The organism is Roseibium sp. AWQ4_254 (assembly GCF_056161025.1).
On the sequence record NZ_JBSWYH010000001.1, the window covers coordinates 241,626 to 255,720 of the forward strand.

Here is a 14,095-nt window from a genome sequence, read left to right on the forward strand (position 1 = left end):
GCCTGCCACAGGGCGATGTGGGGCATCGTCCAAGTCGCGCGACACGGCGGAACGCTCTCATGTCGCGGCCTTCGGTGGCTTTTTCAGACCCGCCGGGCTGTGTCACGCCTCTGGCCCGGCCAACCAGGCCGACCTGAATGCCTTTCCTTGCCGGAGAAACTGAAAAACTCATCGAATAAGTTCTTGTTTGTTGAGGTTGGTATTCCGCTCTGGATTAAACATTCCTTCCGCAAGAATGACCGCGCTGCGGCGAGAGAAACAAGCACCCCCGGTTGCCGGGGGTGTTCCGATTTTCTGTCAGAGGACGGGCCCCTTATTTCATGCCAAGTTGAAGACGCAAGGTTTCGGCAAGATTTTTGACGGTTGTCTGCGTATCCGCACCTTCGGTGATTTCCACCAGAGCAGCTGCGATCAGGTCTGTCACGGCAACCCCTTCGGCGCCTGGATAAGCGTACCAGGGGCCCGCATAGTTGGCGACCTGGGTATGGGCGATGAGGGCGTTCGGGTTGTTTTGATAAAATGCGCCGAGATAAGCCTTGTCCTCAATGACCTTGGCATTGGCCGGAGCATAGCCGGTGTTTTCCACGATGATCTTCTGGCCTTCCGGACCGGTGACAAAGGAGATGTAGTCCCAGGCCGCTTTCTGTTTGGTGGCATCATCAGTCAGAAGCACGATGGCCGAACCGCCGGTCGGGAAATAGACCTTCTCCTTGTCGGCAGCAGCAACCGGCGTAGGCTTGACGGTGAGGTCAAAGGCATCACCGGCGCCATCTTCAAACCGCTTCTGCAGGGAAGAGCTTTCGAACATGATGCCAAGTGTACCGGCTGGAAGCGCCTGGCGGGCCTCGTTCTGGCCATAGGACTTCATGCCCGCTTCCTTTGCGAAGCGCTGGTAGAGATTGGCTGCGGCGATGCCTTCCTTGCTGTCGAAGGTAATGTCGGTTTCGTCCGCATTCATCGGCCGGCCGCCATAGGAGCCGAGCAGAGACTGGTAGCGCCAGTCGTGACGGCCGATCCAGATACCATCGATCGTGTCGCTCAGGGCATCGATTTTGGCCGCCAGCTCGATCACACCGTCAAAGGTGGTCGGGAAATTGTCCATGGAACCGCCAGCCTGTTCAACCAGGGACGGATTGACATACATGACCATGGTGGAGGTGGAAGTGCCAAGAGCGTATTGAGCGCCTTTATAAGAGCCGAGGGACAAAAGAGCCGGTGTGTAGCCCATCTCGTTGGCCTTGCCACCGATGAAGCTGTCGAGCGGATGGATCAGGCCCCGGTCTTCCAGAATGCGCCAGCGATTGAGGCCAACATAAGCTACGTCGGGAGTGTTGCCGGCAACGGCTTCACGCAGCAGACGCTGCACTCCGTCAGCATAGCTTTCCGCCGGTCCGTCCAAAGTGATCTTGATGTCCGGATGCTTTTCCATGAAAGCGGCGGCCAGCTTGTCCTGGGTTTCGGCCCAGATGGTCGGGATGGCGTAGTGGACACGGAGTTCTGTCTGTTCGGCGCTGGCGGCTGTTGCGGCCAGGCTGAACGCTGCTGCAATAAACAAGGTCTTCATGAGGAAAGCCTCCTGGGTGGATGAGAGAGGGCCCGGTTGGCTCCGGACTTGTCGGCATGCATTATTCGGCTCATCCCTTCAGGCCTCCAGTTGCGAGGCCCCGGGTGAATTGACGCTGGGCGGCGAGGAACGCGAGCACCAGCGGTGCAGTAATCAAGGTGGCGGCAGCCATGAGCGGACCGACGTCGTTTCCCGACTCCTCGTCGCGAAAATAAAGAATGCCGCGCGGCGGTGTCGCCAGATCCGGATCGGTGGTGGCGATCAGCGGCCAGAACAGATCATTCCAGTGGGCGGTGACGGAAAAGATCGCGAAGGCGGTTGCAGCGGGCAGGGCAAGGGGAAAGGCGATCCGCCAGACAATCGCGGTTTCGCTCAGCCCGTCGACCCGGGCTGCATCGAACAGCTCCGCTGGCACCTGGGCAAGAAACTGGCGGAACAGGAAAATGCCGAAGGCCGTTGGCACGAAAGGCAGGATCAGAGCCCAGTAGGAGTTTAGAAGGCCGAGTTTGGCAAAGCCCAGAAAAATGGGAATGGCGGTGACATGAAACGGCACCAGCAAGGCTGTGAGGACCAGGGAAAAGAGCACGGTCCGGCCCGTAAAGCTGCGCTGGGCAAGGGCATAGGCGCAAGGGACAGCAAACAGGATTTGGAACACCAGAATGCCGCACACAACGATGACCCCGTTCAGGAGATAGCGCGGCACATTGGTTTCGGTCAGCGCCTTGGTGAAATTGCCCCATTCAATATGGCTGGGGAGGAGCTGAAAGGAGGTCGTGAAAATCTCATCCGGGGGTTTGAGGGCCAGAGACAGCATCCAGAAAAACGGCAGCAGGATAAAAGCCGCGCCGATGAGCAAAAGGGCGAGCGACAGGGCTCTTGCAAACACGAGTTGGAGGGTCAACGGTAATGGACCCTCCGTTCCACGAGACGGAGCTGTATCAGCGTCAAGGTCAGCAAAAGGGCAAAGAACACCACGGTGATGGCGCTTGCGTAGCCCGCTTTGAAATAAACAAATCCTTCCCGGTAGAGCGCATAGACCAGTGTGTCGGAGGCAAAGGCCGGGCCGCCCTTTGTCAGGGTGGCCACGGTTTCAAACACACGGAAGGCATTTGTGGCCGTGACAACCAGAACAAACAGCGTCGTTGGACCGAGCATTGGCCATGTGATGGTCCAAAAGCGCGGCCAGCCACTGCCGGCCCCGTCGACTTCAGCCGCGTCATACAGCTCTGGCGGGATGGCGGCGAGGCCTGCCAGAAACAGGACCATATTGTAGCCGACGGTCTGCCAGATGCCGATCACGGCAAGGGTGTAGATCACGAGCCCCCGGTCGCTGAGCCAGTTCTGCGGCGCTTCGCCCAGAGCGGCAAGGGTCTGATTGACCACGCCGAGCGAAGGGTGCAAGACCATTTGCCAGGCAACCGACATGGCCACCAGGGTTGCTGCTACGGGCAGGAAATAGACGGAGCGCAGCACCGTGGAGAGTGAAGGAGCCCAGTCCGTCATCCGGTGCAAGCCAAGGGCCACCAGAAGGCCGAGTGCCAGAGCTCCGGGAATAACGATGGCTGCATAAATCAGTGTGTTGACGATCGCGCGCCGTCCGAGGGGTGACCCGAACAGGTTCTGGTAATTGTCCAGCCCGATCCAGGCAAAATGCGAGGCGCCGAACTGGTAGTCTGTAAAGGACAGGAGTGCGACAATCGCAACGGGTACGAAGATGAAGACCAGCAAGGCAAAGGCCGCCGGACCGACCAGCCAGGCAGTTGTCAGGGCCTCACGTAGGCGGATGGACAGAGAAGAGGACGGAGCAGGAAACCGGCTGGTCATGGCGCGGCCTGCTCTTCCAGGCGCTTGCCTGAGTGCGGGTCGAACAGGTGCAGCCGGTGTGCGGCAACGCCAAGGCGGATCTCGCTGCCCGGTGCAGGGACCTGAAAATCTCCTGGAGCGATTGCCTGAAGTGCTGTGCCTTTGACTGTGCGCAGGGCAAGGATGGTTTCGGACCCCAAAAACTCCGCCCCGTGGAGGCGGGCTGTCAACGCACCATCTGCAGCCGGGGCGAGATGTTCCGGGCGAATGCCGAACAGCGCCGGAGCCGTCTTTGCAACGTCCGGCGGCAGACCGTCTCCGGGTTCGAGAAAATTGATGGAGTTGGCGCCGATAAAGGCCGCAACCTCCGGGCTGGCCGGGCGGTTGTAAAGCTCTCTTGGGGTGCCGGACTGGGCTACCTCTCCCTTGATCATAACGATGATCCGGTCGGCCATGGCCATTGCTTCGGCCTGATCATGGGTGACGTAAACGAAGGGACGGCCGGTGCGCCGGTGCAGACTGGAGAGTTCGGCGCGCATACGCACCCGCAGTCTGGCATCAAGGTTTGAGAGAGGTTCGTCCAGAAGAAAAAGGGCCGGATCGCGCACAAGGGCACGTCCAAGGGCGACGCGCTGTTTCTGACCGCCGGAAAGACTACCAGGTTTTCTGGTCAGAAAGGGGGTCAGGTCCAGGCTCTCTGCCGTTTCCAGAACCTTCTTCCGGATCAGTTCCCGGGCTGAGCCGCTGCCCGGGACCAGACGGCCCAAGCCGGGCAGACGGCTGAAAGGTCCCAGATGGCGCATGGTGAGCGGCAGGGCAATGTTCTGAAACACCGTTAGATGCGGATAGAGCGCGTAAGACTGGAACACCATGGCAATGTTACGCTCATAGGCCGTACGGTGACCGACATCGGTTCCGTTCAGCAGCACCTGACCATGTGTGGGCCGGTCAAGGCCCGCCATGATCCGCAATGTAGTGGACTTGCCGCACCCGGATGCGCCTAAAAGCGCTGTAAAGCTGCCCTCGGCAATGCACACATGAATGCCGTTGAGAACCGTTGCAGGGCCGAAGCGTCTGGTGACGTCCTGCAATTCCAGTACGGTCTGTAAGGTCATGTTCAAGGGCGCCAGTTAATGTAAGATATCTTACATTAATACGCATGGCATGTAGTTATGATGACAGTTTGGCGCGCGCCAGAAGATGTGTGGCCAACCTGTTGACAGCATCTTCAGGTGACTGTGCCAACTCCAGTCCGTCCGCATGGGGGGCTCCGAGTAAACCGATTACGGGTTTGGAAAAGTGCAGACCGTAGGCTATCTCGCTCAAGGTGCCGTAGGACCCGCCGACGGCAATCAGAACTTCGCAGGATTTGGCAATGATCATGTTGCGGGCTTCATTGAGACCGGTGGCAATCGGCAGGCTGATATAGGGATTGGCCATGCGCCAGTCATGGTCGGGGACCATCCCAACTGTCAGGCCGCCAGCCTCCAGACATCCTTTGGCTGCAGCCTGCATGACTCCAGTTTTTCCACCGCACATCATGGTCAGGCCGAGCGCCCCGAGCTTGGCGCCAATGGTCTCTGCCGCCGCCAGCTGGCCGTCCGTTGCCTCGCGGGGACCGATCAGTCCGACGGGCAGGCGTCTGGCCCCGCCAGCCCCATTTAGACGGGTGAGGGCCTCAAGGGCTGTCACCTCACTGGCTTCAGCCGGCCGGGGGGCGGCCTTCCAGGTCCACGACCAGGGGTCCAGCCTGGCGTGAGCGTCGTAAAGTGTGCCCTGGTGGAAAAAATACTGTTTCTGGCCCATTGGCGACTTTCGCAAAATTCTGTAAGATAGTTTACAAACTTTGCATAGGAAGCTGACAGTTTCATGAACCGACTGCTACCGACCCCGGCCTTCAGTGAACGGCAGAACCGGATCATTGCCCTGACCGAGCAGCAGGGCTTTGTCACCATCGAGAAACTGGCCGAGGAGTTCGGGATGTCGGCCCAAACCGTGCGGCGGGACATTATCGCTTTGGCCGAGGCCGGCCGTTTGCAACGCTTCCATGGTGGGGCAGGGGCGATCGGGGAACTGGAGACGATCCGGCTGGATCATGGCCACAAGGAACGGATGGGGGTGGAGGCAAAGCTGGCGGTGGCCCGCCAGGCCAGCGGCTTGATCCCGGATGGAGCCAGCCTTTATCTCGATGTGGGCACGACCATTGAATATACGGCCCGTCAGCTGAATGGCGGCAGCGGCCTGAAGGTCTTCACCAACAGCATCCGGGCGGCCCTGAGCTTTGACCCCAAGCGGCATGATGTGACGGTTCTGGGCGGGCGTATGGCTGGGAAGGATGGTTCTCTCGTGGGAGAGGATATTGTTCTTCTGTTGAACGGACTGACGCTAGACTATGCGCTGATCGCCTGTTCTGCGATTGATGCACGGGACCGGGTGATGGATTTTGACCTGTCGAAAATCGCGGTCAAAAAGGCGGCAATGGCCGCTGCCAATTGCTCCATGCTACTGGCGACTCCGTCCAAATTCGGGCGCACGGCGCTGTCGACCCTAGCCAGTCTTGACGCGTTTGCAAAGGTTGTCACCGGCGAGGCGTGACATCTGCACACTCACCCCGGCTCCGGCCTGTTTGGCCTTTGAACGCCCTGGTCCTCTAAAGGGGCTGGTCAGCCGCTGCCCAAGAGCATGATCAGGGTGCCGACAAGGGTCAGCAGCACATTGGCCAGCGCGTAGGTGCCCGCATAGCCGAGGGCCGGAACCGTGCTGTTTGCGGCCTGCTGGACAATGCCAAGGGCGGGCGTGCTGGTCATGGCACCGGTCAGCGCGCCGAGCAAAAGAGCAGGGTTCATGCCCAGAAACAGCCTGCCGAAAGCATAGCCGCACAGGAGGGGCAGGCAGGTGACAACGATGCCGGACAGGAACAGCACCGGTCCGACGGAGCCCAGTGCGTCTGCTATGCCGCCGCCCGCATTGAGGCCGACACCGACCATGAACAGCAACAGGCCAAGTTCCATCAGGATGAAGCGGGCCGCAGCAGGCATGCGGCCGAAGGTCGGGCGGTTGGCACGCAGAAAGCCGACGCAGATCCCGGCCACCAGAAGACCGCCCGCCGTGCCGATGCCCACATCAATGGTGCCGACCTTGACGGTGATCTGGCCGAGCAGCAGGCCGAAGACTATCCCCGCGGCAAAGGTGAGCAGGTCCGTTTCAACTGCCTTGCGGTCCTCGGCACCGATTTCGGCAATGGCCCGGTCCAGCGCCCGGCGCTCCCCGGTCAGGATCATCACATCGCCCCGCTGCACCACGGTGCCAGGGGAAAGCGGCAGCTGGATCTGAGAGCGGGTTGTCCGGACCAGATAACAGCCGTGTTTTTCATAGATTGCCAGCTCTTCCAGGGTTTTGCCGACTGCACTTGGGTTGGTCACGACCACTTCAGCGACATCTGCCACAGCGTTAATCAGGTCGGCATCCAGGACTTCGGCGCCCAGGTGATACAGTTCGCGCGCCCTGGCGTGCTCGTCCGGGGTGGCAAAGACAGCGATCTTGTCGCCGCTTTCAATGACGGTCTCCGGCGTCGGTTTGATCAGCTCCGCGCCCCGCTTCAGCCGGTAGAGCGAGCGGAAGCTGACGGTTTTAGCGGCCCGGGCCGCCAGCGCCTGGGCGATGGTGAGCCCGTTCAGGTCCGGGGCGTCGATCAGATAGGCGCGCAGGATTGGCCGTTCGATCTTGTCTTCTGCAGCGTCTGCCCTGAAGCCACGCTCTTTGGCAAAGGTCTGTGCAGCACTGGCCAGGTCAACACGCAGCAGGCTGGGCAGCAGCTTGACCACAAGAAGCAGCCCGACCGTGCCGAAAATATAGGTGATCGCATAGGCAACGCTGATGCTTTCGATCAAACCGTTGGTGGTCTCGCCTGCGGGCAGGTCCACAAGGCCGGAGGCAACCGCGTTTTGCGCGCCCACGAGGGTAGGGGTGCTGGTCAGGCTGCCCGCCATCAGCCCGGCGGCAAAGGCATTGTCCAGGCCGGTCATCCAGGCCAGCGCGAGCACCAGAAGGAAGGAGCCAGCACCCATGAACACGGTCAGGACCAGATATCTGGGCCCGTCCTGGCGCAGAACGTTGAGGATCTGCGGTCCGGCCTGCCAGCCGACTGAATAGATGAACAGGGTAAAGCCGATGGATTGCACAACCGGGTCAATTGTGTAGCCGTAGTGACCGAAGACAAGGGCACAGAGCAGCACGCTGCCGGTCACGCCGATCTCGAAGCGGGCGAAACGGATGTTGCCGACAAGATAGCCGATTGCGATGATCGTGAATATCACAAGCACTGAATCTTGCCGGAAAATCTGCGAAAAGTCGATTGTCATTGGTTTTGTCTTGTGTCGCGGGCTTCGGGCCTCTGTCCGGCCGGATCTTAAGGGTGCACAGCCAGGACGTGTCCTGCTCAAGCTGAGTGAGGACCTTCTCTTGTCCTCTCCAAAGGGCGTCATCCCCTGGGCGATGGTTGCGTCAAAATCATGGCACAAGCAAGAATTTTGCCCGTCCGGCTATTGCGCAGCTTCCGCTGGGTAGTGTTGTTCCAGAAGGCTTCCGGTGCTGCGATAGTGGCTGAGCAGCAGTTTCCAGGTGGTATCCGCGTCCCGGTCAATGGCCGCGTTCATGATATCGGAATGTTCCCGGCCAATGTCACGGCCGGAATAGTCGAAGGTTTCCCCGGCCAGATACCGGTAGCGGAGCATCAAGTCGTAGAGCTGGTTGCAGAATTTCAGCAGCACCGGAGACGGACAGGCGGCGAGCAGGGCGATGTGAAAGTCTTTGTGCAGATCCTCGAAATACTCCATCTTGGCGCGCTGCTGGCGTGTCAATTGGTGATGGGCTATCACCAGCCGGTGTTCCCATTCTGCATCCGCATGGGCGATGCTTTCCCTAAGCGCCCGCTCTTCCAGCAGGTAACGAAGGGTCATGACTTCGGTGAAGTTGGCATTGCTGATCTCTGCGGTGCGGAAGCCGCGCTGGTCCAGCCGCTCGACAAGCTGGTCGGAGACCAGCAGGGACAGCGCTTCGCGGACCGGAGACCCCCCCATATCCAATAGGGCCCGCAAGTCTTCAATCTTCAGCTTTTTTCCCGGTTGCAATTCTCCAACCAGGATCATGCGGCGCAACGTGAGATAGGCCCTCTGGGTGGCAGAGGCTTCATGAGCGGAAGCTGACAGCGGTTTTGAAGTCATTCTAGGTGTATCGATTTTTTGCAGGTGGCTGCCTTTGATCGTTCTTTGTGGCGAGGTCCCGTTGGGACATCTGATAATTATTGCAATATATGAAATTGAAGGGAAAGAAATAATCAAACCCAAAATCTATTAATTTGATCAAATAATTTCCCGCGCCGGGAGCCAGCCGGTTCAGACCGGCGTCCGGTCCTTCTCTTTGACATGCGAGAAACTGCGGACTTTCAGAGCGGGGAAACAGGCTGTATAGAGACCCTTTGATCAACAGTCTTTGTCCTCCTGCCGATCAGGAGGCCGAAGGGGCGGGGCTGGTTCGATGCAGCGGCAGCCCAACAGCCCGGGAAAAAGAACGAAACCAATGAGTGATTTTCTGGTCGCGGCCCTATACCTGTTCACGCCGCTGGACGACTATGAAGAGATGCGCGGCGCGCTCAAGGCTTTTTGCGTCGAGCAGGATGTGCGCGGCAGCCTGCTGCTGGCCCGGGAGGGCATCAACGGCACGATCTGCGGCCCGGAAAAGGGTGTGCGGACCGTGCTGGCGCATTTGCGCGCCGATCCGCGCCTCAAGGATCTGACCCACAAGGAATCTTGGACCCATCGGCATGTGTTCAAGCGTATGAAAGTACGCCTGAAACAGGAAATCGTCCGGCTGGCGGTAGACGGCATCAACCCGAACGAGACCGTTGGGGAATATGTCAAACCGGAAGACTGGAACGCCCTGATTTCCGATCCGGATGTCGTCGTGATTGACACCCGCAACGACTACGAATTCGCCTTCGGGACCTTTGACAAGGCGCTGAACCCGCAAACCCAGTCTTTCCGGGAGTTTCCCGGCTGGGTGGAGGGGCAGGAGACATTGAAGGCAAAGCCGAAGGTCGCCATGTTCTGCACAGGCGGCATCCGCTGCGAAAAGGCGACTGCCTGGATGCTCAAAAACGGCTTTGAGGATGTCTATCATCTGGAAGGCGGCATTTTGAACTATCTGGAAAAGGTGCCCGAAGAGGAGAGCCTTTGGAAAGGCGAGTGTTTTGTCTTCGATGATCGGGTGTCGGTGGACCACCAGCTGAAAGCGTGCTGGGGCGAATGGGTTCCCGAAGAAGCCCGGCACATTATCAATGAAGACACGGATTATGAGCTGGGTGCGCGCGGCGACAGCACCGGTGCTCCGGCCGCACAGGCGTGTCCTCCCCAAAAGATTGCGTCTTAACGGGCGTTAACTTTTTGCTTTTCAGGTGCGGGTCACTGCCCCTAAGCTGACGACGCGGAGTTTTTCCGGGCCAGACCGGGGGAAAGGTCATGCGTCGCAGGTTCTGGAGCGCGCTTGGCGCGCTGTTAATTACACTTTTTTCGTCATTTTCCGTTTGGGCCGGCGGCCAGCCGCTGGCTTGCTACCAGCAGGCCACGGTGCCTGCGGTCTACAAGACCGTGCAGGAGCGTGTGCTGCTCAGGGCGGAAAGCAGCCACACGGTGCGTAAACCGGCGGTCTATGGATATCAGACCCGAAAGGTTCTGGTACAGCGGGAGCGGGTGAGCTACCGGGCAACACCGGCCGTCTATCGGACCCGCCACCGGCAGGTCATGGTGCAGCGGGCCAGTGTTGGCTGGGAATACCGGATCATCAGGGGGCGCAAGACCCTGTGCAAGGTCAAGCACCCTGCCGTCTATCAAACCGTGAGCGAACAGGTTCAGGTGCAGCCCGCCGGCCGGGTCAAGATCCGCCATCCTGCAGTCTACAGCCTGGTGAAGGAACGGGTTCTGGTGGAACCTGCCTCCAGCTATGTGGTGCGCGAACCGGCGGTCTACCGGACCGTTAGCCGCAAGGTCCTTGTGCAACCGGCCCGCACCGTCTGGAAGCCGGTGAAGCTTCGGGGCTGCCGGTAGGGCCTGACGGCCCCGGTCATGATCAATTGCGGTTGGAATAAAATGGTGTCTTGGGGTCAGGCTTCTGCAATGCGCCATATGCCGGCGGTGCTTGTTATGTTTGGAATGAACGCCCCGGAATCGAACGGCAGTCCAAACCCCGGGTGGGAAAACAAGTCGCCTTTTTCAAAGCTGGCCGCATGAAAACGCAGCACTGTGTCTTCTCCTCCTGAATCCCGGGAAGCGTGTTCAAACAGTCCAACACAATAGAATGCGACCATGCCCCGTGCCCAGTCGATGTCGTTGAGGCAAAAGGGCTGTTTGACCTGCAATTTCCAGTAAAGCTGTTCGGTGTCCGTGCTCATCGAAGCGATTCGGTCAGATACTTCCGCTGCCTTTTGCGCAACCTTGTATTTGCTGAGCTTCAATCCTCTGGAAATCGTCAATCCGGAGAACGTGAACCGTCCTGTCCAGTCGGCGCTTTTGCTGCGGAATTCAAACTCTGCTGTCTGTGACCAAACCGGCAAGACGGTGGCTGAGGCCGTTTTGAACCGGACTTCCCAATCATCGGCAACCGTGTTGAACACAGGGGGTCTCCCCTCGCTTCAGTCTCGTGTTGAAAAATCGTCCGCCAGGCAGGTTACTTTTGGAAGGCGGCCTGCGGCAAGTGGCATGGCGGGGTCGGCTCAAACCATTTGCGGTCTGGCAGGGTCACGGACGCAAAGGCATGCAAGTGGAGCTGTGCTGCATCCGCTGTGTCGCTGCATCCGCTCTGCCTGTACCGGGGTGCATAAATCGGGGTCTAAACCTTGAATCTATGCGTCTTCAGTCCGGTCCGGCCATGGCCTTCTACGAGGAACAGGCCGCCGGAGAGCGTGTCCGGTTCAAGAGCGGTCGGGTCCGAGGGCTGTTTGATGCTGGTGACGACAAGCTGATCCAGCTCCGGGCCGCAGAAACAGGGCATGGTCGGTTTGTCGACCGGCATTTTGATCGCCGCCAGCAGATTGCCGTCCGGGGCGAAACAGTTCAAAAGTCCGGCCGATACGCCCGCACTCCAGTAATTGCCGTCCGCATCGACCGTCGCCCCGTCCGGACGGCCGGTTTCGTTGGTCTGCTGGGCAAACAGCATTTTTGAGCCAAGGGCCCCCGTGGCCGCATCAAAGGCGTAACATTCGATCCAGCCGGGGGAGGAATCTGAATGATACATGTAGTTGCAATCCGGGCTCCAGGAGAGACCGTTGGAGCAGGACAGCTCGTCCCGGATTTCCTCGACCCGGCCGCTGCCATCGATCCGGTACAGTCCGGCAATCGGCTCGCGCGGGGACTGGATGTCCATGGTGCCGACCCAGAAGGCCCCATCCGGGCCGACCTTGCCGTCATTGAGGCGCGTGCGCGGCTGGTCCGTCTGGACGCTGGCCAGAGGTTCGCTGGCGCCGCTGGCCGGATCGAACAGGAGCACCTGGTCCCAGACACACACGATCAGCCGGTCATCCTCTGTCAGGCCAAATGAGCCGACCTCATTGTCGAAGGACCAGCTGGTGAGTGTCCGGCTGGCCCAGTCGAGGGACTGGATGGACCTGCCCTGAATGTCTGCCCAGAGCAGCCGGTTGTGTCTGTCGTCCCAGGTCAGGCTTTCGCCCAGCTGATAGGTCGTGTCGAGAAAACGGGTAATCGTGTGGGACACCGTGGCAGGTTCCTTGAAGGGCCAAGCAATTTGTGCCGGAAACGTTTTTCGCCGGCAGGGGTGGAAGCGGACTATATAGGCGCGGGCTTGCGGCGTCGAGACTTCAGCGCGGGCGGGTTGGCGGGACCGGAAAACGCCGGCGGCCCGCTTCTTACGGCGTCTCTTCCAGCGGGATGGCCGTGCGTTTGACGATCGGCCGGATGGCGAAGGAGGACTTCATTCTCAAGACCCCGGGCAACTGGGACAGGTGGTCCCGGTGGATGCGTTCAAAATCAATCGGGTCGGCGGCGGTCAGGCGCAGGATGTAATCCGCATCACCCGCCATCAGAAAGCACTCCATGATCTCGCCGGAGCGGGCAACGGCCCGTTCAAAACTCTCCAGGGTTTCCTTGGACTGCCCGGTCAGGGAAATTTCGACAAAGACGTCCATGCGGCGTCCGAGTTTGCGCTGGTCCAGAAGCGCAACGTAATTCTCGATGACCCCGGCATCTTCCAAGGCCCGCACCCGGCGCAGGCAGGCGGAGGCGGACAGGCCGACCCTGTCGGCCAGATCCGCATTGGCGATGCGCCCGTCCTTTTGCAATGTGTCGAGGATCTTCCGGTCGATCCGGTCGAGTTTCATCATGATGCACCGCACATATTGCTCTGGTTTCCTTATATTCTGGTGATATATGCGAGAAAACATCAAAGCGGCGCAATAAAATTGTGCGTGTTGGCGCTGCGCAGCCCTGGAACGCAAGCACATTCGATCAGCGAGGGGATAGACTGTTGGGCAATCAAAACCGCTTCCAGAGGAGTTACGGTTATGCGCATTGGTGTGCCGAAGGAAATCAAGAACCACGAATACCGGGTCGGCCTGACGCCGGACAGTGTCCATGAGATGATTGCACACGGCCACGAGGTGGTTGTGGAAACCAATGCCGGTGCCGGTATTGGCGCAAGCGATGCGGACTATGAAACGGCCGGAGCGAAGATTCTCGCAACTGCGAAGGATGTCTTTGATGCAGCGCAGATGATAGTGAAGGTCAAGGAACCGCAGGCGGTGGAGCGCGCCATGCTGCGCCCGGACCACATTCTGTTCACCTATCTGCATCTGGCGCCCGACGCGGATCAGGCCGCCGATCTGGTCAAATCCGGAGCAACCTGCATTGCCTATGAAACGGTCGTCGACGCCAAGGGCGGCCTGCCGCTGCTGGTGCCCATGTCCCAGGTTGCCGGACGCCTGTCCGTGATTGCCGGTGCCAAAGCGCTGGAAAAGGCGCAAGGAGGTTCCGGAACGCTTGTGGGCGGTGTGCCCGGTGTGGCGCCGGCCAAGGTGGTCGTGATCGGCGGCGGGGTTGTCGGCTCCCATGCCATCACCATGGCCCTGGGCCTCGGTGCTGATGTGACGGTTCTGGATCGGAACACCTCTGTTCTCGGCCAGTTGTCCCAGACCTTCGGTCCGGCGCTGAAAACCGTCTACTCCACCAAGTCCGCGCTGGAAAAGCACGTTCTGGAGGCTGACATGGTGGTTGGAGCCGTGCTGGTGGCCGGGGCAGCAGCGCCCAAGCTGGTGTCAAAAGATCTGGTCAATCGGATGAAAGCAGGGTCGGTTCTGGTGGATGTGGCCATTGACCAGGGCGGCTGCTTTGAAACCTCCAGGGCGACCACCCATTCCGACCCGACCTACATCATCGACGAGGTGGTGCATTATTGCGTGGCCAACATGCCGGGCGCCGTGCCGAAGACTTCCACTTATGCGCTGAACAACGCAACGCTGCCCTTCGCCCTGGCTCTGGCCGACAAGGGCGCAAGCCAAGCGCTTCTGGACGACCCGCATTTCCTTCCGGGCCTCAATGTCATTGGCGGTCAGGTAACCTGCCAGGCCGTCGCCGAGGCGCTCGGATATGACTATGTCGATCCCGCCGTGGCGCTGTCGCAAAAGGACGCCAGCCAGGCGGCCTGAGGCCAAGGGAATGGCAATGG

Annotated in this window: 14 protein-coding genes; 4 read left to right on the forward strand and 10 right to left on the reverse strand. The window is 59.8% G+C overall.

Going from position 1 to position 14,095, the window contains the following annotated elements; translation table 11 throughout:
- Nucleotides 1-313: 313 nt before the first annotated feature.
- The 5 genes from ACXAIC_RS01085 to ACXAIC_RS01105 form a co-directional block, all read right to left on the reverse strand.
- On the reverse strand, nt 314-1,564 hold the full coding sequence (locus ACXAIC_RS01085; protein WP_475172676.1) for an extracellular solute-binding protein: 1,251 nt from the start codon (nt 1,562-1,564) through the stop codon (nt 314-316).
- A 70-nt stretch (nt 1,565-1,634) separates the two neighbouring features.
- Nucleotides 1,635-2,465 carry a carbohydrate ABC transporter permease gene (locus ACXAIC_RS01090; RefSeq protein WP_475172679.1) on the reverse strand — a complete coding sequence of 277 codons (831 nt, stop codon included), beginning with the start codon at nt 2,463-2,465 and terminating at the stop codon, nt 1,635-1,637.
- Complete coding sequence (locus tag ACXAIC_RS01095; RefSeq protein ID WP_475172681.1) at nt 2,462-3,388, reverse strand: carbohydrate ABC transporter permease; 927 nt, start codon at nt 3,386-3,388, stop codon at nt 2,462-2,464. Before ACXAIC_RS01095 ends, ACXAIC_RS01090 begins: the two co-directional genes overlap by 4 nt.
- A complete protein-coding gene (locus tag ACXAIC_RS01100; protein WP_475172683.1) occupies nt 3,385-4,482 on the reverse strand; it encodes an ABC transporter ATP-binding protein in 1,098 nt (365 codons plus the stop codon). Before ACXAIC_RS01100 ends, ACXAIC_RS01095 begins: the two co-directional genes overlap by 4 nt.
- Before the next feature lie 55 nt (nt 4,483-4,537).
- Nucleotides 4,538-5,173, reverse strand: coding sequence for a TIGR00725 family protein (locus tag ACXAIC_RS01105; RefSeq protein WP_475172685.1), 636 nt, complete (start codon nt 5,171-5,173; stop codon nt 4,538-4,540).
- Nucleotides 5,174-5,236: 63 nt separating this feature from the next.
- Between ACXAIC_RS01105 and ACXAIC_RS01110 the strand changes: the two genes are divergently transcribed.
- Nucleotides 5,237-5,962, forward strand: coding sequence for a DeoR/GlpR family DNA-binding transcription regulator (locus ACXAIC_RS01110; RefSeq protein WP_475172687.1), 726 nt, complete (start codon nt 5,237-5,239; stop codon nt 5,960-5,962).
- A gap of 68 nt (nt 5,963-6,030) precedes the next feature.
- Here the strand turns inward: ACXAIC_RS01110 and ACXAIC_RS01115 are convergent, their stop codons facing one another.
- Together ACXAIC_RS01115 and ACXAIC_RS01120 are read right to left on the reverse strand one after the other, a co-directional pair.
- Complete coding sequence (locus ACXAIC_RS01115) at nt 6,031-7,728, reverse strand: aspartate:alanine exchanger family transporter (protein WP_475172689.1); 1,698 nt, start codon at nt 7,726-7,728, stop codon at nt 6,031-6,033.
- Between the two features lie 180 nt (nt 7,729-7,908).
- On the reverse strand, nt 7,909-8,589 hold the full coding sequence (locus ACXAIC_RS01120; RefSeq protein WP_475172691.1) for a GntR family transcriptional regulator: 681 nt from the start codon (nt 8,587-8,589) through the stop codon (nt 7,909-7,911).
- Nucleotides 8,590-8,944: 355 nt separating this feature from the next.
- Here ACXAIC_RS01120 and trhO point away from each other — a divergent pair, with 355 nt between their 5' ends.
- Nucleotides 8,945-9,793: an oxygen-dependent tRNA uridine(34) hydroxylase TrhO gene (gene trhO, locus ACXAIC_RS01125; protein ID WP_475172693.1), complete on the forward strand. Its 849-nt coding sequence runs from the start codon at nt 8,945-8,947 to the stop codon at nt 9,791-9,793.
- A gap of 89 nt (nt 9,794-9,882) precedes the next feature.
- Nucleotides 9,883-10,467 (forward strand): hypothetical protein, encoded by a 585-nt coding sequence (locus ACXAIC_RS01130; RefSeq protein ID WP_475172694.1) that lies wholly within the window; start codon nt 9,883-9,885, stop codon nt 10,465-10,467.
- A gap of 56 nt (nt 10,468-10,523) precedes the next feature.
- Here the strand turns inward: ACXAIC_RS01130 and ACXAIC_RS01135 are convergent, their stop codons facing one another.
- The 3 genes from ACXAIC_RS01135 to ACXAIC_RS01145 all read right to left on the reverse strand — a co-directional run bounded on the left by ACXAIC_RS01135 (nt 10,524) and on the right by ACXAIC_RS01145 (nt 12,752).
- Nucleotides 10,524-11,033 (reverse strand): hypothetical protein, encoded by a 510-nt coding sequence (locus tag ACXAIC_RS01135; RefSeq protein ID WP_475172697.1) that lies wholly within the window; start codon nt 11,031-11,033, stop codon nt 10,524-10,526.
- 215 nt (nt 11,034-11,248) lie between these two features.
- Entirely contained in the window at nt 11,249-12,130 is an 882-nt protein-coding gene (locus ACXAIC_RS01140; RefSeq protein WP_475172699.1) for an SMP-30/gluconolactonase/LRE family protein, read from the reverse strand.
- A gap of 151 nt (nt 12,131-12,281) precedes the next feature.
- Nucleotides 12,282-12,752 carry an Lrp/AsnC family transcriptional regulator gene (locus ACXAIC_RS01145; protein WP_475173007.1) on the reverse strand — a complete coding sequence of 157 codons (471 nt, stop codon included), beginning with the start codon at nt 12,750-12,752 and terminating at the stop codon, nt 12,282-12,284.
- A 183-nt stretch (nt 12,753-12,935) separates the two neighbouring features.
- Between ACXAIC_RS01145 and ald the strand changes: the two genes are divergently transcribed.
- On the forward strand, nt 12,936-14,075 hold the full coding sequence (gene ald / locus ACXAIC_RS01150) for an alanine dehydrogenase (protein WP_475172701.1): 1,140 nt from the start codon (nt 12,936-12,938) through the stop codon (nt 14,073-14,075).
- The last annotated feature ends 20 nt before the right edge of the window (nt 14,076-14,095 follow it).